This window comes from Helicobacter cinaedi PAGU611 (assembly GCF_000284635.1).
Classification (GTDB): Bacteria; Campylobacterota; Campylobacteria; order Campylobacterales; family Helicobacteraceae; genus Helicobacter_C; species Helicobacter_C cinaedi.
The window spans coordinates 1,652,529-1,674,208 of the sequence record NC_017761.1 but is presented as its reverse complement, the minus strand read 5'-3'; the positions used below and the strand labels follow the sequence as shown (position 1 = coordinate 1,674,208).

Below are 21,680 nucleotides of genomic sequence, written 5' to 3'. Positions count from 1 at the left end.
TTTACTCCTTTTCAATAATTTCTATCTCGTCATTTGTGAGATTGTAGAGTTTATAGACTAAAGAGTCAATTTTGGATTCTAACTCTTTTGTGTCAAGGGTAGAATCTTTAGCTTTAATTTCTAGGATTTTATTTACACATTTTATAATCTCATCGCATAGGGGCTTATTAGATTCTGTGATTTGCGGGATAGGGAGTTGCTCTATCTTATCTTTAGCACCATAAGCGTATTTTCCTGTTTCTACTAAATTTGTCATTTGCGTGATAAGCCACTTATACAAAGTGCTATTCATAAGCCCTAGAATGTAAAGCAATTTGTCATTCATTTTTTTTAAGGGGGGACAAGGGGGCTTGAATTGCGAAGTCGCTCCCCTTATCCCCCCTTTAACCCCCCAAACCCCCGACGACGCTTCAAGCGGTGGCACTTCGTGCGATTGATGAGATTTCATTGCTTCGTTGTTCGTTTCACTCACGCCTTGCAATGATGTATTCCCTATTGTCATCATAAAAAGCGAATTGTTAAAATACATTGTTTCTTTAATATGGGTGAAAAAATACTCTCCACTTACAGGATTCCACACAATCTTTTCTTTTTCAAAGTTGCTTAAGTATTCATTTGTAGGGTTGTTGTCTAGCTCTAGCCAATGGTGTTGCCCTGTGTATGGCTTTTTATCTGTGGCTGGTTTGTTGGTGCATTGTCCCCTTTTTTGTAGCTTATCTTTGTGTTGTAAGAGATAGTTATATATTGCTGGATAATCTTTTTCTAAATATTGATGAGAGTTAAATTTGGCTATGATTATCCACAATCCTGCCCACTCATAGCTATACCGCTTAATATCCCTGCCACGCAAAATGGGCTTTATAAGCTCACTTGTCCTTTGCCTTTCATTTTCACTCACACAATTCCTTAAAATCTCATCTCGTTTGTGTGAGTCTATAATAAAGGCTTCGTTATAGCCTGTTTTGATTCCATAATTTATAGAAATATCCCATTCTTTTAGCGGTGTGCCGATGGCTTCAATCTTAGCTTTAAGGGCGGCGTTGGTGCTGTCTTGGAAAATAAAGCTTTCTTTAGTTAAGCTAGATTGCAAAAGGCTTTGTGGTGTGATGTATTCTTGTAGTGGGGCATTGGCTTTAGTATCGTAGTCTTTGGGGTGTGCGAAGTCAAATGTATGTGTAGAATCTGGCGTTGTTTTGATAAAGCTTAGGATACTTGTATCCACAGAGGCGGAGTCAAAGACTTTTATACCATTTAGTTCTATGTAGTAAAGCAGGGCGGTGGCTTCAAGTAGAAACTCCCTTAAAGGCTCGCCATATCCTGCTCGGCAGTATTTATTGCTTGTGATAAAGCTTAAGATTCCATTGTGTTTTAGAATCTTGTGTCCTTGCTCGTAGAAATAGGTGTAAATATCGCTTGTGTCTTTGTAGATTCTAAAGGCTTTTTGAAGTTGTGGTTTTAGGTGCTTTATCTCTTCTTGGCGGATATAAGGTGGATTACCTATAACTAAATCAAAGCCTAGAAAGTCGCCATTAGAATCTAGCACTTCAGGGAATGCAAACCGCCATTCAAATGCGTTTGTGTCATTTATGAGATTCTCATATTCTCGCATAGATTCTATAAGTGTTGTAAGCTCTTTTTCTACAAAACCTTGCGGCTCTTTGGGTATGTCTAGGCTCTTGTGGAAGTTAAAGTTTATCGTGTAGTCGTTGAGACTTTTTATAAGGGTAGAATCTAGGCTTTCGTTTTGCAGAGTGGCGTTATCAATGCCATTGTAGCCATAGCGTTGCAGGTAGCTAGATAGGGCATTTTTGAAGTTTTGGTAGGCTTTGCTTGTTTTGTGAAATATAGCGATGATAAAGCTTTGTGTTGTGTGGATTTTTTGCTTATGGAGTGATTTTAGCTCGGCGTTTGTCTCGTTTTTGTAAGCACTCACGGCGTTTTTGTAATCTTGTATAGTATGTGGGAGCTTATTTTGTATATCATTGATTGTAGATAGAATCTCATTTGCAGATTCTAGGGTGGCGTTATTATTTAGCCTATTTTTTAAATCTTTTTCTAAGCTTTCTTTTGTCATATCTAGGGCGATATTGCTCACAAGCGAATTCCCGCATTTAATATTTATATCAATGTTTGGCAGGGTTTCTAAATCGCCTGTATTTTTACCATTAGAATCAAAGATATAAAAGCTGTATTTAAGTAGCTCTATCCATAGTCTTAGCTTGGTGATTTCACAAGAGTTTGGGTTTATATCCACGCCAAAAAGGCAGGATTCTATCAAAATGCGTTTGTTGTGAAATAGGGCTTTTTGGATTATGTGAGATTCTAAATTTTCGTGGGCTGGGGTTTGATAAGTATGCAGGGTGTTATTAGAATCTTGTATTAAAATCTCATCATTTTCTAGGCGTAATCTTATGTCTTTTAATCGCTTGTAGTCTCGCTCTCCATTATCATCAATGTGAATCTCGCAGAGAATCTTAAGGCGGAATTTTAGCTCTATCATAGCATTTAGCATAGATACAAGGAAGTGTCCGCTACCAACGGCTGGATCGCAAACCTTTATGGAATCAAAAATGGCATTTGCCTCTTTATAGCCATCTTTTGAATCTGTGAGTTTGTCTAGCTTTTGTGCTAAAGATTCTAAGCTATCGCATTCCCACGATTTTCTTTCATTAAACTTCTCTATAACGACTTTTTCTAGCGACTCTTTACACATATAGCTAGTGATAAAGCTAGGCGTGTAGAAACTGCCCTCTTTGTAGCCATTTAGCTTTTCAAAGACTAGTCCTAGCACAGCGGCATTTATCAGCTTGTCGTGGTTTGTTTTGGTGTGGTTTATAATGTCCTTTGGCGTGGTGGTGAAGTCATAGGCGTGTAAGAATTTAAAGAGATATTCTAAAAGGGGCAGGGATTGCGTATCTTTATAATCTTTGTCTTTTTTAAGGATTGAGTGCTTGAAAATGGCGAGATGATTAGAATCTAGTTTGCTTATTTCGTTATTTTGCTTTTCTAATTCTGTTTTGTCAAAAAGGCTTGAGTTAAGATAAGGGATAGAATCTTTTAGCTTTAAGTCGGTTTTTCGCTTCTCTTTTTTAAGGGCTAATATGTCAAAAAAGAGTGTGTTTAAGTCTGTGAAGTTTTGTAGCGTGTCAATGTCTAAAAAGGGCTTTTTAATATGCTTGAAACTTAAAAGCATAGATTCTAATAAACGCAGGAATAATATGCGGTTATTCCAAGTGGTAAGCAGGGAAAAGATTGTCTCAAAGTCTTTGTCTCTATCAAGTCCTAGTTTGTTGCAGATAGAATCTAAAAGCGTGTTTTGCTCTGTGGTGGGGAGGATTAGAATCTTGCCTTTTTGGTCTATCTCTTTTAGCCCTAGAATGTAGAGTAGCTCATCATAAAAGCTTTGATTGAGTGTGTTTGCATCAATGTAGGCTTTTTGTTTTAATAGCACTTGTGGGCTTAGGGCTTGATATAGCAGGGGCAGGGGTGTAGTCTGTATATTAAAATGGGTAAATTTTAGTGTGGAGTTTAGATGTGGCAAATAGTCTTTAAGTGTAGCGTAAAACTTGTCTGTGCTTGTATCTGTGCCTTGCTTTTTCTCGCAGTTATCAAAGGCTTTTAGGATTGTTTTATCTTTGGCAAATGTGAGATACTCTCTAGCGTCTATGAGATAAAAATCTCGTGTGTTTGTTAGGATAATGTGCTTTATGTCGTTATTGTTGTGGGTTTTATACTCGCGTAAAAAGTAGAGAATGGATTCAGAAAAGGCTTTGGATTCTAGGCTATATTCTTGTAAAAGTAGTGTATCCCCCCCCCCCGCTAGAAACAAACTCTATCTTATTGCTTAGGCTTTTGACTTCAAAAAGCACTTTAGCTTTATTGTCTTCATAAATGCTTAAATCAATGCGATTTTTTGTGTTGCATTCATAGGCAAAACTTTTGGCTAGAAACTCTATCAAAGCGATTTTTTGATGCTCTTCACTCTCATTTTCTTTTGTGTGTAAAAGCTTATCCCTATGTTTGCTAAAAGATTCTAGCTCACTCTCACTTGGACTATGGGCGTTTGATAGAAAGTCTTCTAAGGGTATAAGCGTATAAGTCATTGTAGCTTCTCTTTTAAAAGCTCATTGACACGAGCGGGGTTTGCACCTTTGCTTGCTTTCATCACTTGCCCTACAAAAAAGCCAAAAAGCTTATCCTTACCGCTTTTAAATTCTGCGACTTTATCAGGGTTGGCACTTAGCACAGAATCTATGGCAGCTAGGATTGCACCATCGTCATTCACTTGTGCTAATCCCATAGAATCTATGAGAGAATCCACATCGCCGCCGCGATTTTCCACAAGCACATCTAGGATTTCTTTGCCGCTTTTGCCGCTGATTTTGCCTTCATCTATGCGTTTAACTAGTGTGGCAAGTGTGGCAGAATCTATACCGCAAGTTTGCAGTGTGTTTTCGCCCTTTAGCCGCCCTAAAAGCTCGGTAGTTAGCCAAGTGAGAGAGCCTTTTGCACTTGCACCAAAATCTAGCATAGATTCAAAGTATTTTGTTAGCTCTAGGCTAGAAGTCAGCACACCGGCATCATAGGGCTTAATGCCAAAGTCCTTGACATATCTCTGTGCTTTTTCATCTGGCATTTCTGGGATTTGTTTGCCCTGTTTCATTAACTCTTCATCAATAAACACAGGCAGCAAATCTGGGTCAGGGAAGTAGCGATAATCTGCTGCTTCTTCCTTGCCACGCATTGAGCGGGTTACGCCCTTTGCGGTGTCAAAAAGGCGCGTTTCTTGCACGACTTGTGATTCATACTTGCCATCTTCCCACGCTTCAATCTGCCGCTCCACTTCGTATTCTATGGCCTTTTGGATAAATTTAAAGGAGTTTAGATTTTTAATCTCTACGCGTGTATAAAGCCTAGAATCTCCGCTAGGGCGGATAGAGACATTGGCATCACAGCGGAAGCTCCCTTCTTGCATATTGGCATCACTTATGCCTAAAAATCGCACGATAGAATGCAGTTTCTTAAGATAGGCAATGGCTTCATCGCTACTTCTCATATCTGGCTCACTGACAATCTCTAAAAGCGGCGTGCAAGCACGGTTTAAATCCACTTTTGAAAAGTCGCTTTCGTGGATATTTTTGCCCGCGTCTTCTTCTAGGTGGGCACGAGTAACGCCGATAGTCTTTTGCTCTCCATTTACTTCAATCTCAATCTCCCCACGCCCCACGATTGGGATCTCAAACTGGCTGATTTGATAGGCTTTGGGCAAATCAGGGTAGAAGTAGTTTTTACGCGCAAATATGGAGTTTTGGTTGATTGTGGCGTTAATTGCAGCTCCAAAGCTAATGGCTTTTTTTACCGCTTCTTTGTTTAGCACAGGCAATGCACCCGGAAGCCCTAGGCAAGTGGGGCAGACATTTTTGTTTGGCTCTTCTCCAAAGCTTGTGGCACAGGAGCAGAAAATCTTTGTGGCGGTGTTGAGTTGGACGTGGACTTCAAGCCCGATAATAGTTTCATACGCTGACATTCTATAACCTTATTTAGTGGAATCTAGGAATAAAGACTGCAAGTATAGGCAAAAGCGTATAAAACATTTATAAATTCTTAAAAAGATTTGAGATAAAATGAAAATATGATTTTTGGGGCTGGGTAGGGTTACAAAAAGTGGCAGAAAAAGCCGATTTAATGGGAAGTGATAGCTAAAGGTGCGGTGCGTGAAAAAGATAATGTGTGTATTGGGCTTTGTGCTTGTTTTTGGTGGGGCTGAAGAGCTTGTCCTCCACGAGACAAATACAGAATCTCCTGCAAATCCGCTTACAAAACAGCTTGAAAAAAAAGAGAGTGAAGAGAATCAAGGAGCGAAAGTCAGCAAGAATCTTTCCATAAAGGCTGATGCGTTTGTCAATGATGGATATTCTGAAATGGAGCTTGAAACCGGCAAAGCAAATCTTAACGAGCTTGATACGCCGATGTCTCGCTATGGGGCGGGAGTGGAGCTAAACTATTCTGTAAAGCCAGATTCCCGTGTGGAGCTAGAGCTATTTGTCTCTAACACGGTGGAGCTTAATACCCAAAGAAGGGGTGGTAAGATAAAGGCGTATGACACAGTGCAAAGGTATGAGGAAAATGCCTATAACTATGGTAATAAGGTTATGTATCCTGCGTGGGTGAATAGCATAGGTATGACGATTACGATTTTGAAAACTCATCGCATAATGCTGACTTTAAAGCAAACACAGCTTTCCACTAATGACGCACTTTTGGCTATGAGTGCTTCGCAAGGTATGCCACAAGCTCCATTGCAGACTATGCCACCAAATGTGAGTGGCATGCCTATTGTAGGCAATGTCGCTTCAAACACTGCTGTGAATGCGAACCCTTATGTGCTGACAACACAGGTTTTTTTGACATATAGTTATACATTTTAGCATTTGATATATTTTTGATGAATAAGGATAGGGGAATGAAAATAAGTGTATTTGGCGGTGGAGCGTGGGGCAGGGCGTTAGCCTTTGCATTGGCAGAAAAAAATGATGTGCGGATTATCTCAAGGAGAGATCTTAGCTCACTTCTAGCACCTTTAAATGAGCGTTTATTGGCACAAGATTCTAAACCGATTATGCAGGTAGATTATAAAGATGGGCTAGATTCACAATATTTTGTTATGGCGATTGCTACAAGTGCTTTGCGAGAGTGGCTTGTGCGTGTGAAGTTGCCAAAAGATATAAAAGTCCTATGTGCGAGCAAGGGGATAGAATCTGGAAGTGGAGCGTTTGTAAGTGATATTATGGAAGAGTGGATTTGGCATAAGAATCTTGCGTATTTGTGCGGTCCTAGCTTTGCTTCTGAAGTGGTGCAGTCCTTGCCTTGTGCGTTAGTCATTCACTCACGCAATCTTGCTTTGAGCCGAGAATTTGGCACATTAATGCCAAAGTTTATTAAAGCGTATGTAAGCCCTGATGTAGTGGGCGGAGAAGTCGCTGGGGCGTATAAAAATGTCATTGCCATTGCTGCTGGAATCTGTGATGGGTTGAATCTTGGGGCAAATGCTAAGGCGTCATTGGTCTCAAGAGGACTAGTGGAGATATGCCGTTTTGGAGAGCATTTTGGGGCGAAAATGGAGACATTTTTGGGGCTTTCTGGGGCTGGAGATTTATTTTTGACTTCAAGCTCTACGATGTCGCGTAACTATCGCGTAGGACTTGGACTAGCAAAGCAAAAGCCTATTAGCGAGATATTGCGTGAGCTTGGCGAAGTGGCTGAGGGCGTTATCACAGCAAGGGCTATTACAGAGATTGGGGAGAGAGAAAATATTTACACGCCTATTGCAAAAGAGATTAGCTTAATATTGAATGGAAAAAGTGTAAGTGAGAGTTTTAAGAAGTTAATGTCATAGCCTAAAAGGCTATGAGAGAGATTATTTTTTAGCCTTAGCTACTTGGTCTTTTAAACCTTTTCCGGGGCGGAATTTAGGCACAGCTTTTTCACTTGTTTTGTAAGTTTTGTTTGTTCCGGGAACTTTACCTGTTTTAGCCTTTTGAACAGCTGTTTCAAATTTACCAAAACCTACAAGCTCAACGCTTTGTTTCTTAGTAAGAGCTTGAGAAATAGCATCTACAAAAGAATTTACTGCTTTTTCAGCATCTTTTTTTGTATCGTATTCGCCAACTTTTTTTACTAATTCTACGAATTCTGCCTTGTTCATTGCAACTCCTTGTTGTTAAAATTTTGAACGCACCCATTCTATATGATTTTAGGCTTGAAGTCAAGGATATGTGCGGATTTTTTGGGAAATTTGTTGCAAAAAAGCCATATAATAGGGAATATCTGGGGTTTGAGAGCGGAAGTATTGCTTACTGATGAGAGTTTTCAAGGAACTTTTTAGCCGCCTTGATTTGCTCCATATTGATTCTAACTTGGAGCTGTTTAGATTCTAAAAGGCGTTTGGTTTGAGAGATAAGCTCTAAAGCTTGAAGTTTCTCTTCAAGCGGTGCTTGGGCGAGATTTTCTGGGAGATTGCTAACTAGGGCAAAAGCACTTTTATCATCTTGGTTAAGGAGAGCAACTTTTAGCTTATCGTGCCAATTCATCTTGATTAATCTCTCTCCACGCTTCCAAAAGTCCTTTGGCAACATTGATAACAATATCAATTTTGGCAGTATCATTGGCAACATTGGCTTGGGTAAGGAGCTTGATTTGATGTGTGTAAAGTCCTGTAAGATAGCTTGCCACCTCACCGCCTTTTTCATAATCAAGGGTGTTAAGTAACTCTGTGAAAATATCGGTCGTGCGGTTAATGTAGTAGATTTTTTTCTCAATATCTTCTGCTTCCATATGCCGCTTTGCTTGAGCACAGAATCTTAAAATACCCTCATAGAGCATTTCTATAAGTTTAACTGGAGATTCTACTGAAACTGAATTTTGTTGATACAAATTATACGCGTTGTTACCATACATTGCTTACTCCTTAGAATTTATTTTTTTGCCACAGATTGGTCAATCATCAGCTGAACACTACTAAAGGCATTATTGGTTTTTGAGATTTGAGAATCATAGGCTGCAAATCTCTGTGCCATAATGTCATAGCGGATGTTAAGCTGCTCAACTGCCTTCTTGCGGTCTTCACGCAGCTTTTTATCATCTTTAGTAAGACTTTCTTCAAGTAGCTTAAGTCTCGCATTGCCACCATTAAGCAATTTATCAAGCTCTTGATCAAACTTTTTGAATACACCATCAGTTTGCACCTCCTTAAACTCTGTGCTTTTTACACTCCCGTAGAAAAACTCTTGTGTCCCCTCTGGATCTGTGCTTAGAGCCATTGAAAGCTTACTTGTATCAAGGCTCATTTTTCCCTTTTCATCAAGGGCAAGTCCATACTTTACAAGGCTTTTAATCTCCGTTTCAGTTGGAATATTTGTAGAAAAGATTCTAGTGAGAGTTGGGCGTATCATACGAATATCACTATTGCCATTAAAGATTCCAGCGATTTTAGAATCTTCATCATAGCGTGTTACTTCATCAAGCTTGAGTGAAAGCTCGTTGTAAGTTTCTACAAAACTTTTCACACTCTCTATTATCTCTTCATCATTGCGTGTGATACTAATCACCGCAGGTTTGCCCGGCTCTGTTGTGGTAAGCAGCTCAATATTTACGCCACTCACAATATCATCAATATTATTTGTAGGGCGTCTCATTGAGATTCCATTATATGAAAATTTCGCATCTTCAGCGGTCTGCACTTTGCGTATTTTGAATAAATCTTCTTGTGTCTTGGCATAGTCCATTGTTGTGCCTGATTTCAAGCCTAAATCTTCTAGTGCTTTTTTGCTCTCAGCGTCATTGTTGGCATAAATATTGACTTCGCCGGTATCGGAGTTAATCACAAGCTTGCCTTCATCATTGACAGAGCCGTAGATTCCAGCGATGTTGTTAATGGCATCAGCAATGGCTTGTGCGTTTTGCTTGGCGGTATTTTTCTTGTTTGTTAAGGTTGAGAGATCAAGTGGGACACTGCCTATGTTAATCGTTCCTGTGAGTAGCCCAGCACCCACACTTTTGGTGGCTACCATAAGATCTTCTTTTTGTGTGCTTTTATTATCTTCGCCAAAACCTAAGGCTTGAGCTTTTGCACCTTCTACCTTTATGCCATAGCCCCGCCTATCGTTGATGGTCAGCATATCGCTATTAGCCCCACCTATGCCTATGTTTAAGTCATTATCAAGCAATCCTTCAAAATCAGCATTGTCTTTAATGGTAGCAATCACAGCTTCTTTTAAAGCCTGTGCGTTATCTTGTGCTTTAGATTCAGTGGCAGTCTTTGGAAGCTTGATAGATAGGGTTTTAACAATACCTTTTTTATCTTTTAAAGTAATGTTAAAATCCCCATCATTAAGTTCAAAAGCCCCACTTGGGATAACAGAGCCTGTAGCAGTTGAGCCAAAATACACCCTTGAGGATTCGCCCGTATCTTTGGAATTTATCATAAGCTGATAGGGATTTGAGCCACCTGTTTTCATCACAATCCCCATAACCTCGCCTTTCGTGGTGTCTGTAATGAGCTGTGCAACTTCGGCTAATTCCATACCTGCTTTGATTTCAATCTTATAGTCCTGCCCCTTATAGTGAAATTTGAGTGTGGAATCTTTTTGACTAAATGCAGATTCTCTGCTCTCATATTTTGATCCTATCTCATTAATATCCGAAGTCGCCACTGAATCTATATCAATTTTGATATCTTGGGTTGGCACACCAGTGGAAATGGTAGCTTTCAGTGCATCGCCAATGATATTGCTTGAGCGTCCCAAGTAGGTTGAATAATCAGCAAGTTTGCTTACGCTTGATTTCAAATCTCGCAAGGTTGAGGTGATGGTAACAAGCTCGGTTTGTTTTTCTACATTTTGTTCTATCTTTTTATCAATAGGATCAATATGTGTGCTTTCATCAGCTTTTCGTAACTTGTCAATCACATCGTGATTTAAGACTTTACTTCCAAGCCCAAGAGAGCTCAAACTACCAAGTGCCATACAACCTCCTTTCGCAAATTTTAGATTCTAGAATCTTTAAGTTTATTTAATCTCTCTTTTTAACCCTGCTTGTCAAAAATCACGCCAATCACTTCACGCATTCTTTTCATAAGCTCAATAGCTTCTTTTGATGGAATCTCCCGAATGACTTTATCGCCATTAAATTCCTTAACCGTTACCATAAGTCCCGGAATATTTTCATTATACGAGAAGTTCAAATCTGTGCCAATTTTTTTCATCTCCTCATTGAGCTTCTTACTCAACTCACGCAACTCACTTTCAAGCTGTTTTTTATTTTCCTTGTCGTGGTGTTGTGCAGTTTCTTGTTGCAAACGCACTTCAGTTGGACGGGTGTCTTCCGTGATCGCCCTTCCACTCGCATTTACCATATTTACGATCCGATTCTTAACAGCATCGTTATTGTTTTCAACACTATTAATACTATTAATCATAGCTTCCTCCTTGAAGTTCTAAAATAAAGCAAAAGACATATCGGCTAAAAAAAAATTTTTTAATTAGAGTTTTATAAAATCTGCTGGATTAATATGCTTATCTTTTTGGGTGATTTCAAAGCTTAGTCGTTCATTGACTTTGCCTATAATCGCACCTTTTTTGACACTTGAGCCGACTTTAATATTAGATTCTATTTTGTCTAAATATGCATAAATGGTGTGAATGGCATTGCTATGCTCAATGATAATGACTTTTTTTAGCCCCGGAGCGTCCTTAGCATAGACAATCTTGCCATCAAGTACGCTCTTCACACTAGCATTGCTGTTTTTAGGATTAAACATAATAGCGGCATTAAAGATTTTAAACTTATACACAGGATCAAAATATGGTCCAAATCTTTTTTCAATTGTGTAGCTATCAAGGGGCGGAATAGTCTTTGCCCCTTTGTAAGCGATTGTTGGTACATCGCGGTATGAAGTGCCAAATTGTTTTGGGGCTTTTATGCTGTTTGGATTTTTTTGATTATCAATAAAGGCTTGTTGGTTCTTGCTTTGGGATTTTTGCTCTTTTACAATGTTAAGGCGAGAGAGAATCTCATCAAGGCTTTTTCGCTCTTTGACTATGGCTTTAAGCTGTTCATCATAGCTTTTAAGCTCGCTTTGCATTTTACTCAAAGTGGCTTTTTGCTGCTCTTTAGCGATTTGGAGACTATCCTTTTTATTTGTTTGAATCTTAATAGAGTTTTGAATCTGCGAGATATTATTTGAGATTTTTTCAATTTCATTATTAAGAATGCTTTGTTTGGCATTGAGTGTTTTTATAGAATCTTTAGCATTTTTATGCAGGATTCTATAAATTTCATATTCTACCACACTATCTATTGAATCAAGTTGTTTTTCACGCTCCATAATCATACTAAAGGCGATACCCTGTGTGAGAAGCTTAATTATTTGAGATTCAAGCTCACGCTTTTGTTCTAGCAGAAGATTTTGTTTGCGTTGTGAATCTTTAAGTGTTTTTTCTTGGCTTTGGGATTTGCCTTGATTTTGGCTTATGTCTTTTGAGAGTGTTTCTATTTGTTTGCCTAGCTTTGTAAGCTCGGCATTTTTGGCATTAATGGCTTTGCCTAGCTCATCAAGTTTTTTGCTTATAGCTTGCTCTTGGATCTGTGCTATTGTTAGCTTATCTTTGTTTTTTGCAATGTCTTTATCAATATTTGCCAAAGATAAGCTAATAATAGCACAGAGTGTAAGAGAGGCAAAGCCTTGTTTCATTAGAGGTCTTTTTGCTTAATGATAACAAACACAACTGATACGATAGATACAAGTATAGATGTGAAAAGCAAAATGATAAAATCACTGCCCATACGGAAAATATCGCTTGTTACTTCAAGTGTGCTAAGCACTCCTTGCATTCTACTGCTATTGATAAGATAGGTCATACCCGTGATAATGGCAATGGTTGAGATAATAGAGTCTATAAGTGCAAGGCGGAATAAAATGCCATTTTTCATCCACGCTGGCGCACCCAAAAATGCCATAATCTCCATTCTATCGCTGTGTTCAAATTTCCATATTTCAATTTGTTTTACCATAAGAATGTAGCTTAAAATTGCAATGAGTGAGGCAAATACAACAATGGAGCTTTTGATAATAAGCAATAGCTTATACACTTGTGAGTGGCTTTTGCTAAAAGATTCTACTTTTGTTACGCCATTAAGCTTTGAGAGTGTGGCATTTATCTTTTGCAAACGCTCTTCATCAGGGAAAATGGAGAGTTTTAGTGAATAGAAAAATGGCAACTCCCTTTGCAATGTCTCTAAGCTCTCGCGGCTAAGGTCTTTTTTTAACTCATTCATCATATAATCAGGTGTGATTGCTTTTAGCTCCTTTGCCTCACGGATAAAGCTCTCTATCTTATCAAGTGTGAGGGCATTTTTTGATGCAATGACAATGGAGTAATTATCTGAAAGTTTGTTTTCGTGCTTTGCCACCGCACGATTAACAAGCATAATGCTTTCAAGGCTAAAAAGCAGTGCAAGAAGCGGAATAATAAGTGCCAAATGTCTCCTAAGCAAATTCATATACCACTCCTTCTTCAATATGTAGTCGCCTATAAGGGATATTTAGCCTATCTGGCATTCTGTGCGTTACGACAACAACGGTGATTCCAAGCTGTTCATTGACACCTTTAAGCAGATTCCAAATAAGCTCACTGGAATAGTCATCAAGGTTACCCGTTGGCTCATCGGCTAGGATTATGGTTGGATTATGAGCTAAGGCTCTTGCCATTGCCACGCGTTGCTGCTCTCCACCGCTCAACTCTAAAGGAAACTTATTTGCCTTGTGGGACAGCTTAATATGCACCAAAAGCTTTTCTACTTGAGATTTACACACCTCTTTTTTGTAGCCATTAATCACCATAGGCAGCATTACATTGCGTTCTATATTCCATTCTTTGATGAGTTTGTAGTCTTGAAAAACAATGCCAATATTTCGGCGGAGATGATTAATGCGAGCTTTTGAAGCTTTTTGCATACTCACACCAAAGACATTTAAATGCCCACTTTTCACACCCAAATGCCCAAAAAATGAGCTTAGAATCGTGCTTTTGCCACTTCCTGAAGCCCCGGTGATAAACACAAACTCTTTAGCATTAATATTAAATGTCGCCTCTTTAATCACAAGCTCATCATTGTAGCCAAGACTAAGATTTTTCGCTTCTATGATTGCACTCAACTTTCACTCCTTGTCTTTAGAATCCACACTTAAAACCTCCATTAAATACCTATGTGCCTTATGTGCTGCTTTTGTTGGAATAGGATCGCCACCGACATAATGTGTGCTACAAGATGTATCAAAAGAAATTTGTAAAAATTTATTTTGTGGCTGATTAAAATCTCCAAAACACAATGCTAAAACATACACATCTTTCGTATAATACACATTATCAATGTGTAAAAACCAATCCTTAGTGATTTTCTTATATGGAAAATTTGTGTAATTATCCAAATTTTTTCTTAGAATCTTATCAAAAATAAAGGTTTTTTCTGTATTTTGTGTGTTTTTTGCTGATTCTATGCAAGAATCTTGCCCTTGTGTTGTGGTTTTAAAAATCTTTAAGTCAAAAATATCCTTATTCTGTCGCTCCCACCTTGCTTCATATTTGCTGACAATGGCATTTTTGTGATTTTTTTGCACTTGCAAATTAATGTGTTTGTGAGACAAAGCAAGATCTAACGCATCACGGAAATATGTCTCATCATCACTTCGCAAATGTAATAGTGCATTGTCATCTAACACACGCAAAGATTCTTCTAAGAAAGCTTTGCAAAATACACGCCTATGGGGCTTTTTATTCCAAGGGACAGGAAAATGCACATAAATGCCTAAAGCAATACAAGGGGGTAAAATCTCAAGCAAGATTCTAGCATCGGTGTGAATGATGTAGAGATTTGTAAGCCCTAAAAGCTCAATCTGTCTTAGAATCTGCTCAATAGAAGGGCTGTGAATCTCAATACCAATACACATAAGATGTGGATTACTCTGTGCTAAGTGTAAGAGATGTCGCCCCGAGCCAAAGCCCACTTCAATTAAGCATTTTTGTGGATATTTTTGAGAAAAATCCAAAAAATGTTGCACCGATTTAAAAAAGGGTGATTGGAGATTCTGTCTTGGGGAGTTATTATTGAGATTGTGCGTGATAAGATGTTGATTGCTTTGCTGCTCCATAAGGGCTTTTAAGGCATTTTTGATAATGCCTGTTGGCTGGGACTTACTACTTTTTTCACATTTGATAATGCTATTATTTTTGTTTAATCGCTCCACTTTACGCAAAAAAAAATCATTATGTGAAAACTCATCGCCTAAAGTATCATTCTGCAAAGTATCATCTTTTTTAAACCGCACCAAAATAAGGCTTTGATGAGAATCTACCCTGCATTTAGCTTCATAGGCAAATTCATACTCTCCACTTATAAAGGGTAGGCTTGGTAAAGCAATGCTTGGGGCTAAAAAATGTGGCACAAAGATCCTTATTCCAAAATTTTATTCAAGTATCAGCTCAATTTCTTGTGTGGGCTTAGATTCTATCCCGTGCTTATCTACACTCACCACACTATAACTATACTTTTTTCCCTTTTGCATTTCTTTATCACTAAAGCTATTTGCGTGAATGTCAATGAATCTCGCACTTTGCGTCCATAACGCCCCCTCTTTGCGATAGACAATATAGCTTACAATACGATCATCACTTGGAATCTGCCAAGAAAGTGTCGCCTTGCCATCTATCATTTTGCCTTCAAATTGTGTGGGTGTGCTAGGCGGTGGAAGTGAAGAGCCTTTAGCAGGATTGTTGCTCATTCGCCCTTCCAAGCCATTATCGCCTAAAAGCACAACTTGATAATAATAAGTCGCTCCATCATCTTTGGCTTGAAGCTTGTGTGTGTAGTTTGTTTGATTTGTAGTAGCTATGGCTTTATAGTCTTTATCATTTGATGAGAATAGAATCTTGTAGTATTTTTTGCTTACCCCCGAAGAATCTGGTGCAGCTTCCCAAGTGATGTGAATGCTACGGGGCAAATCACTTGAAGCTTGTATATTTTCAATAGGTGCGGGTTGGGGAATGGTGCTTACACTAATGCCTTGTGTTGGCTTAGATTTCACACCCTCGTGGCTTTTAGCTACAATGCGATAAGTGTAGGTTTCGCCATCTTTTAAATCTTCATCAAAGTATTCGACTTCAAGGCGATGCGGGATTGTTTTAATCGTTTTAAACTCCCCAGCTTTGTTTAATCGCTCAATAAGATAAGAATCTACGCTAGGATTTGGGTGGGGCGACCATATAAGCTTAATGCTTCTTGGCTGATTATTAATTGCAAAGACACTCTCCACCGGATCTATAAAGGAGGTTTGAATATGTATAGGCTCACTTTTTGGCGAGATTGTGTCATTTTCCCCAAGGACGGCAAAGGCGTAAATGTATTTTGTTTGGGGGGATAGATTAATATCATAAAAATGTGTTGCAAAGCGATTTTTGATTGTAGCAATTTGTTGTAAGCCTTTACCTCCGCCAGATTCAGATCGGTAGATGACATAACCCTTGACATTTTCATCATTAATGAACTTCCACTCAAAGCCCACAGATGAGACATCAACGAGCGTATTGACAGAATCTAGCCGTGGCAGTGATGAATCTTCTTGCAAGTTAGCATTAAAAGCTGAAAAACACGCACTAAGAAAAACACTCAAAAGCACGGGTAATGTTATCAATCTCAAGTAGTTCCATAACATCTTTGCAACCATTTGGTAGCTCCTTTGTGAAGTGGTTTTGTATAAATTCTAGCATATCTAATAAAATGGGGGCTTTAAAAGTGTGGTTTTGCCCATTTTTAGGGTGGGCTAGGTAGAGAATGTAAGCGTGAAGCAAGATTCTCCCCTCATAAAAAAAGCTCTTTGCACTTGGCTTGTAGCCATAGAGACTATCGCCTAAAATGTGGCGGGATAAGCTCTCAAGATGTGTGCGGATTTGGTGCGTTCTGCCGGTATGAAGCTTTATGGCAATGAGTTCAAGTAAGCCATCATTTGAAGTGGTAAGTTTGACAAAAGAGCTTTTAGAATCTCGCACACCTTTTGGCGGATTCTCATTTTCGTCAATATGAATCTTACTCATTTTTAAGCGGTTTGTGGGACATCGCCCCATAAAGCATTGCACTTGGAGATTCTGCTTTAAGGGTGTATCAATGATGGCTAGGTAGTATCGCCCCATTTGACGAGATTTTAGCTGATTTGGAAGAATCTCGTAGGCAAGAAGTGATTTAGCAATGCAAAGCACACCGCTTGTTTGTTTATCAAGGCGGTGGATAATGCCATAGCGTTCCCTTCCACTAAGCGTATGCAATGTGTGGGCGTGGAGCTTTAGCCATTGAGTTAGGGTTAAATCTTTTACACTTGGGGCATCGTGGATAACAAGATGTGGTGGCTTGTTAATAATGAGTATATCATCATCTTCGTATAAAATATCAATACTAAGATTTTCATAGAGATTCTGCAAAGATGGGCTTATATTTTGGGTATTAGAATCTAAACTATCAGGCTTTGGGAATGTGATATGAATCTCATCATTGAGCTTAAGCAGAGTGCCATTTTTGACACAAAGCAGGGCATTTAGCGTGATATTGTTGGCTTGGATAAGTTGCTGAATCTGATTTTTGCTCATTTGCAGTTTTAGGGTAAGGAAAGAATCAAGCCGCAATTTGCCATTATTTAAGTCAAGTTCTGTTACAATGAACTTTTGTATTTGAGATTCTCGCATTTGTCCGCCATATTTAAGTTTTTAAATTTTTGGGAGTTTTTTGTGATTGACAGACGGATTCTAGCACATTTTGATTATATTTTGTTGCTTCTTATTTTGCCTTTGGTTGGGCTATCTTTATTTTTGATTAATGAGCTAGATTTTGTGTTGTTTTCTAAACAGGTGAAGTATATTGCATTGAGCTGTGGGTTAGTATTTTTTCTCTTTTTTGTGCCTTTTAGGAAGTTAAAAAGCTTTATCGCTGTCTCTTATGTAATTTGTCTTGTTTTGTTGATTTTGGTGCATTTTATCGGCACACAAAAGCTTGGGGCACAGCGTTGGGTGGATATTCCTTTTACAAGCTTTTCCATTCAGCCAAGTGAGATTATGAAGATTTTTTTAATGTTGCTTCTAGCTTCATATATTGCGACTAATCCTCCCCCAAAAGATGGCTATGGGGTCAAGCAGTTTTGTATCATTAGTGCTTTTATCCTTATCCCTTTTGTGATTATTCTCAAAGAGCCGGATTTGGGGACGGCTATGGTGATTTTGCTTACCGGATTTGGCACACTTTTTTTAATTGGTGTGAATAAAAAGATTTGGATAAGTTTGGGGCTTGTTGTTGCTTTTCTCGCACCTGTGGCGTATGTCGTAGATCCTTTGAAAGATTATCAAAAAAAGCGTATTATGGACTTTGTATCAGATAAATATCCATATCAGGTGAATCAAGCTCTTATTGCTATTGGCGCAAGTGGGCTTGTAGGGAAGTCAAAAGATGAAGCGACACAATCCCAGCTTAAATTTTTACCTTATGCGAATACGGATTTTATCTTTGCGTATTTTGTGGAGCGATTTGGGTTATTTGGGGCTTTTGGCTTACTTGCATTGTTTTTTTGCTTGATTGTGTATGTGCTAAGTCTTGGGTTTGTGTATGAACGGGATTATTTCCTGCGTGCGGTAACGGGCTATATAGCTATTTTGATTTTTTTATATGTAGGGATTAATGTATGTATGGTAATAGGTTTAGCGCCTGTGGTTGGGATTCCCCTGCCGTTAATGAGCTATGGTGGCACAAGCTTTATTACATTTATGACACTTTTTGCAATTCTTGAAAACATTCTTGCCTTTAAGTTTGTTTTTGAGTATAATTCCACCCCTAACGCTCGGGGACCTTTAGCTCAGCTGGTCAGAGCACTCGGCTCATAACCGATTGGTCGCAGGTTCGAATCCTGCAAGGTCCACCATTTGCGTTTTTCTTCTTTTTCTTAAATGCTACAAAATATGAGAATAAAATCCATAAAATTCCATTAATGTTAGGCTTGAGATATGCTTTTATTATTTAATGATGTTGAGTTAAGGGTTTGATAAAGCAGATAGATGGAATATCTTGAGAGAAAATTCCCACAAATCGGCTGATTTAGGGAAAAATTTGATAAAATTAAGCTTATTTAGCATATTTTTAGCAAGTTTTGTGCTACAATAGGCATTTTTAAAACACTCACTTAGATTTTTACTACAAAAAAGGTTACTAGATTAATGATTACTTGGATGCAGAAGCATAAGAAATGGCTTATTGTTACTATTTGGGTTAGTGCCATTGCGTTTATTGGTGCTGGAATGGTGAATTGGGGTTCTTATGGCTTTGGATCAAGTAATGATAAGGTTGCTCGTGTTGGAGATATTGATATACATCTTGCGGAGTTTCAAAGAGAGTATGCAAGGATTCTAAATGAGTTTAGTCAAATCTCGCAATTTGGCGGAATGCTAGATGAAGCTCAAGCAAAGCAGTTTGGCATACCACAGATGGCATTACAAAGGCTTATTCAGCAAGTTCAGATTCTCAATCTCGCCAATGATTTAGGGCTTGTTGTAAGTGATAAGGAAGTAGGTGAAGAGATAGTCAATGCAAAAGTGTATGTAGATGATAAGGGTGAGTTTAGCCAAGAAGTGTATCGCAAGGCTTTGAAAGAGCAGGGTATGAGTCCGAGTGAGTTTGAAGAGATGGTCCGTAAGATTCTAACTACACAAAAGCTTTTTAGCGTTATGAACATCACTCAAGTAGGTCCTATGCTGCCTATTTCATCAAGCGAGATGGCGGCATTAGAGATGGCAAATGCGGTGAGAGATAGGCTAAGGGTGGAGATTCTGCCTATGGATAAGGTGAATATTGAAATTAAAGATGATGAGCTAAAGGCATTTTGGGAAAAAAATGCGGAAAATTGGAAAAGCCCTATGGAGTTTAAAGTAGAGTATATTTTAGTGCCTTTTGCTTCGCAGAATCCTACAGATGAGGATTTGACAAAGCATTATCAGGATTTTAAGAGTGATTATTTAGATGAGAATGGGAATTTGCTAAGTTTTGAAGAGAGTAAGGAAAAGCTTATTAAAGATGTGCAAAAGATTCAGGCTGAGAGTGTGGCAAAGCGTGAGTATCGTGATTTGAAAAATAAAAGTAAAAAGGGCGAGATTCTAAGTCTAAAAGAGAATGAGCGGTTTTTTGTGAAAAATGGAGTGGATTTGGTTATTGAAGATATGAAGGTAGCACAAGTGGGGCAGGTGCTAAAGCCTATTGAGGTTGATAAAGGCTTTGTAACGCTTAGGATTCTTGATAAGAAGCCAAGTGTGCAAAAAAGCTTTGAAGAGGCAAAGGCTGAAGCAAAAGTGCTTTTTGAAAGCAGTAAGAAAAGGGAAAAGCTCTTAGCCCTTGCTAAAGAAAGGGTAAAAAATTTTCAAGGCACAGATATTGGGTTTGTGGATAGATTCTATAATGGTGCGATACTCACACTTGATGATGGACAGAAGATGAGTTTTCTCTCGCATTTATTTTCTTCTAAGCAAAAAGAGGGTTATGTAATGCTTGAAGATAAGGCTGTGCTGTATCGTATAGTAGAGCAGTCTGTTTTGAATGCGAAACAAGGCGATGCAATGGCATTTAAGAGTATGAAGTCTGAAGCAGTGCTTGATGCGTTGGCGGAGTATTTGAATGAGACTTATAAGACAACTATTTATATTGATGTGAGTAAGTGAGGGCTAGGGTGAGTCGGATTATATTGGGTATTGACATTGGTTCTAGTGAGATTTGTGCGATTGTTGCTGAGGTGAAAGACGATGGCTCACCTTATATCATAGGCACAGGGATTCATAAGGCTGATGGGATTAAAAAGGGTTCGGTTACAAATATTGAGCTTGCTTCACGTGCTATAAGAAGTGCGGTTAATGACGCTGCTAGGGTATCGGGGGAAAGGGTAGATAAGGCTATCATCTCTCTTTCAGGTGCTTATACCAAAAGCATTAGAGAATCCGCAGTTGTCAATGTGCCAAATAGTGAGATTGGACTAAAAGAGATTAATCGCGTAATGCAAACAGCTATTTATAATGCTGTGATTCCAGAAGATCACACGCTTATCCACGCATTGCCCTATGAGTTTAGATTAGATGATCAAAACTACGCTGAAGATCCTATGGGTATGAGTGCCTCAAGGTTGGAAGCGTTTGTGCATATTGTAACGGCTAAGAAAACAGCACTTGAGAATCTTAAACGAGCCGTGCGTGAAAGTGGCGTGGAGATTGAAAATATTGTGCTAAGTGCGTATGCGTCATCTATTGCAGTGCTAAGCAATGAAGAAAAAGAGCTTGGTGTAGCGTGTATTGATATGGGTGGGCAGACTTGTGATTTAATGATTTATAGCGGATATTCTATGCGTTATAGTGATTTTCTAAGCGTTGGTTCGCATAATATTACGATTGATTTGGCTACTGCTCTTAACGCTCACCCGAGTACGGCAGAGCAGATTAAAACCGAATATGGAAAACTCATTCTTACAGATGAGGATAAGGAAAAGTCCATAAAAGTGCCTGTAATGGCAGGTGAGAATGCAACAACGAATGTAAGCTTAGAAATTGTCCACGCAGTTATATCTGCACGAGTGGAGGAGACTTTACAACTTTTAGCAAAAAGCATTGAACAGAGTGGATTAAAAGATAAGATCGGTGCGGGTATTACACTTACTGGCGGTATGGCAAATCTTGTTGGAATGCAGGAGTTTGCTTCAAGTATCTTTTTTAGAAAGCCGGTGAGAATCTCTAAGCCTATGTCTGTGGGCGGGCTTTTTGATGGGTTAAAAGGCACGCAGAGTGCCACTGCGGTTGGCTTAGTTTTACACGGAGCGGGGCAACACACAAACTATGAGATGGATTTTGATAAAAAGATTCTCTATAAAAGAAGTAGTGTTATAGAAAACAATGATGTAGGTAGTATTGGGCTGTCCAAAGACGCTTCACAAGCGGATTTGGGTAGCTTGAAAATCACTCAAAACACAGGTGATTTATCTGGGATTAAAACCACACAGGAGGATAAGCACGATAACATCTTTATGAGATTCTACAAGTGGGTTAGCCAACTATTTTAAGGGA

The 21,680-nt window shown here is 38.8% G+C and carries 19 protein-coding genes and 1 tRNA gene; 6 read left to right on the top strand and 14 right to left on the bottom strand.

The annotated features are described in order from the left end of the window. Position 1: 1 nt before the first annotated feature. Genes HCN_RS11315 through gatB form a run of 3 tightly spaced genes read right to left on the bottom strand, consistent with a single transcriptional unit; the run spans position 2 to position 5,527 of the window. On the bottom strand, positions 2-3,829 hold the full coding sequence (locus tag HCN_RS11315) for a type IIG restriction enzyme/methyltransferase (RefSeq protein ID WP_014667239.1): 3,828 nt from the start codon (positions 3,827-3,829) through the stop codon (positions 2-4). Further along, positions 3,783-4,103 carry a DUF7149 domain-containing protein gene (locus HCN_RS10775; RefSeq protein ID WP_014667238.1) on the bottom strand — a complete coding sequence of 107 codons (321 nt, stop codon included), beginning with the start codon at positions 4,101-4,103 and terminating at the stop codon, positions 3,783-3,785. Before HCN_RS10775 ends, HCN_RS11315 begins: the two co-directional genes overlap by 47 nt. Continuing rightward, positions 4,100-5,527, bottom strand: coding sequence for an Asp-tRNA(Asn)/Glu-tRNA(Gln) amidotransferase subunit GatB (gene gatB, locus HCN_RS08460; protein ID WP_014667599.1), 1,428 nt, complete (start codon positions 5,525-5,527; stop codon positions 4,100-4,102). The genes HCN_RS10775 and gatB overlap by 4 nt, the downstream gene beginning before the upstream one ends. Positions 5,528-5,714: 187 nt before the next feature. On the opposite strand from gatB, the gene HCN_RS08455 reads away from it, so the two are divergent. Together HCN_RS08455 and HCN_RS08450 are read left to right on the top strand one after the other, a co-directional pair. Further along, positions 5,715-6,428: a hypothetical protein gene (locus tag HCN_RS08455; protein WP_231900439.1), complete on the top strand. Its 714-nt coding sequence runs from the start codon at positions 5,715-5,717 to the stop codon at positions 6,426-6,428. 35 nt (positions 6,429-6,463) lie between these two features. Next, the gene (locus tag HCN_RS08450; protein WP_002955598.1) at positions 6,464-7,396 is read left to right on the top strand and encodes an NAD(P)H-dependent glycerol-3-phosphate dehydrogenase; all 933 of its coding nucleotides are present in this window, start codon (positions 6,464-6,466) and stop codon (positions 7,394-7,396) included. 21 nt (positions 7,397-7,417) lie between these two features. On the opposite strand, the gene HCN_RS08445 is transcribed toward HCN_RS08450, so the two are convergent. The 11 genes from HCN_RS08445 to HCN_RS08395 form a co-directional block, all read right to left on the bottom strand. Further along, complete coding sequence (locus HCN_RS08445; RefSeq protein ID WP_002955597.1) at positions 7,418-7,705, bottom strand: HU family DNA-binding protein; 288 nt, start codon at positions 7,703-7,705, stop codon at positions 7,418-7,420. A 148-nt stretch (positions 7,706-7,853) separates the two neighbouring features. Further along, positions 7,854-8,090: a hypothetical protein gene (locus HCN_RS08440; protein WP_002955595.1), complete on the bottom strand. Its 237-nt coding sequence runs from the start codon at positions 8,088-8,090 to the stop codon at positions 7,854-7,856. Next, on the bottom strand, positions 8,074-8,457 hold the full coding sequence (fliS, locus tag HCN_RS08435; RefSeq protein WP_002955594.1) for a flagellar export chaperone FliS: 384 nt from the start codon (positions 8,455-8,457) through the stop codon (positions 8,074-8,076). The genes HCN_RS08440 and fliS overlap by 17 nt, the downstream gene beginning before the upstream one ends. Before the next feature lie 17 nt (positions 8,458-8,474). Beyond that, positions 8,475-10,523: a flagellar filament capping protein FliD gene (gene fliD / locus HCN_RS08430; protein ID WP_014667236.1), complete on the bottom strand. Its 2,049-nt coding sequence runs from the start codon at positions 10,521-10,523 to the stop codon at positions 8,475-8,477. Positions 10,524-10,582: 59 nt separating this feature from the next. Further along, a complete protein-coding gene (locus HCN_RS08425; protein WP_331709127.1) occupies positions 10,583-10,912 on the bottom strand; it encodes a FlaG family protein in 330 nt (109 codons plus the stop codon). Positions 10,913-11,038: 126 nt separating this feature from the next. Further along, the gene (locus HCN_RS08420; RefSeq protein ID WP_002955591.1) at positions 11,039-12,250 is read right to left on the bottom strand and encodes a murein hydrolase activator EnvC family protein; all 1,212 of its coding nucleotides are present in this window, start codon (positions 12,248-12,250) and stop codon (positions 11,039-11,041) included. Then, positions 12,250-13,059 carry a hypothetical protein gene (locus tag HCN_RS08415; RefSeq protein ID WP_014667235.1) on the bottom strand — a complete coding sequence of 270 codons (810 nt, stop codon included), beginning with the start codon at positions 13,057-13,059 and terminating at the stop codon, positions 12,250-12,252. Before HCN_RS08415 ends, HCN_RS08420 begins: the two co-directional genes overlap by 1 nt. Next, complete coding sequence (locus HCN_RS08410; RefSeq protein WP_002955589.1) at positions 13,046-13,714, bottom strand: cell division ATP-binding protein FtsE; 669 nt, start codon at positions 13,712-13,714, stop codon at positions 13,046-13,048. Before HCN_RS08410 ends, HCN_RS08415 begins: the two co-directional genes overlap by 14 nt. Before the next feature lie 3 nt (positions 13,715-13,717). Next, a complete protein-coding gene (gene trmB, locus HCN_RS08405) occupies positions 13,718-15,001 on the bottom strand; it encodes a tRNA (guanosine(46)-N7)-methyltransferase TrmB (RefSeq protein WP_014667234.1) in 1,284 nt (427 codons plus the stop codon). Between the two features lie 21 nt (positions 15,002-15,022). After that, positions 15,023-16,279 carry a fibronectin type III domain-containing protein gene (locus HCN_RS08400; protein ID WP_002955587.1) on the bottom strand — a complete coding sequence of 419 codons (1,257 nt, stop codon included), beginning with the start codon at positions 16,277-16,279 and terminating at the stop codon, positions 15,023-15,025. Beyond that, positions 16,209-17,288: an RluA family pseudouridine synthase gene (locus tag HCN_RS08395; RefSeq protein WP_014667233.1), complete on the bottom strand. Its 1,080-nt coding sequence runs from the start codon at positions 17,286-17,288 to the stop codon at positions 16,209-16,211. Before HCN_RS08395 ends, HCN_RS08400 begins: the two co-directional genes overlap by 71 nt. Positions 17,289-17,330: 42 nt before the next feature. Here HCN_RS08395 and HCN_RS10865 point away from each other — a divergent pair, with 42 nt between their 5' ends. The 4 genes from HCN_RS10865 (at position 17,331) to ftsA (ending at position 21,676) form a co-directional block, all read left to right on the top strand. Then, positions 17,331-18,473: an FtsW/RodA/SpoVE family cell cycle protein gene (locus tag HCN_RS10865; RefSeq protein ID WP_014667232.1), complete on the top strand. Its 1,143-nt coding sequence runs from the start codon at positions 17,331-17,333 to the stop codon at positions 18,471-18,473. Beyond that, positions 18,435-18,511, top strand: a tRNA-Ile gene (locus HCN_RS08390). The genes HCN_RS10865 and HCN_RS08390 overlap by 39 nt, the downstream gene beginning before the upstream one ends. 292 nt (positions 18,512-18,803) lie before the next feature. Beyond that, a complete protein-coding gene (locus HCN_RS08385) occupies positions 18,804-20,294 on the top strand; it encodes a peptidylprolyl isomerase (RefSeq protein ID WP_014667231.1) in 1,491 nt (496 codons plus the stop codon). A gap of 8 nt (positions 20,295-20,302) precedes the next feature. Further along, on the top strand, positions 20,303-21,676 hold the full coding sequence (gene ftsA, locus HCN_RS08380; protein ID WP_014667230.1) for a cell division protein FtsA: 1,374 nt from the start codon (positions 20,303-20,305) through the stop codon (positions 21,674-21,676). Positions 21,677-21,680 lie beyond the last annotated feature (4 nt).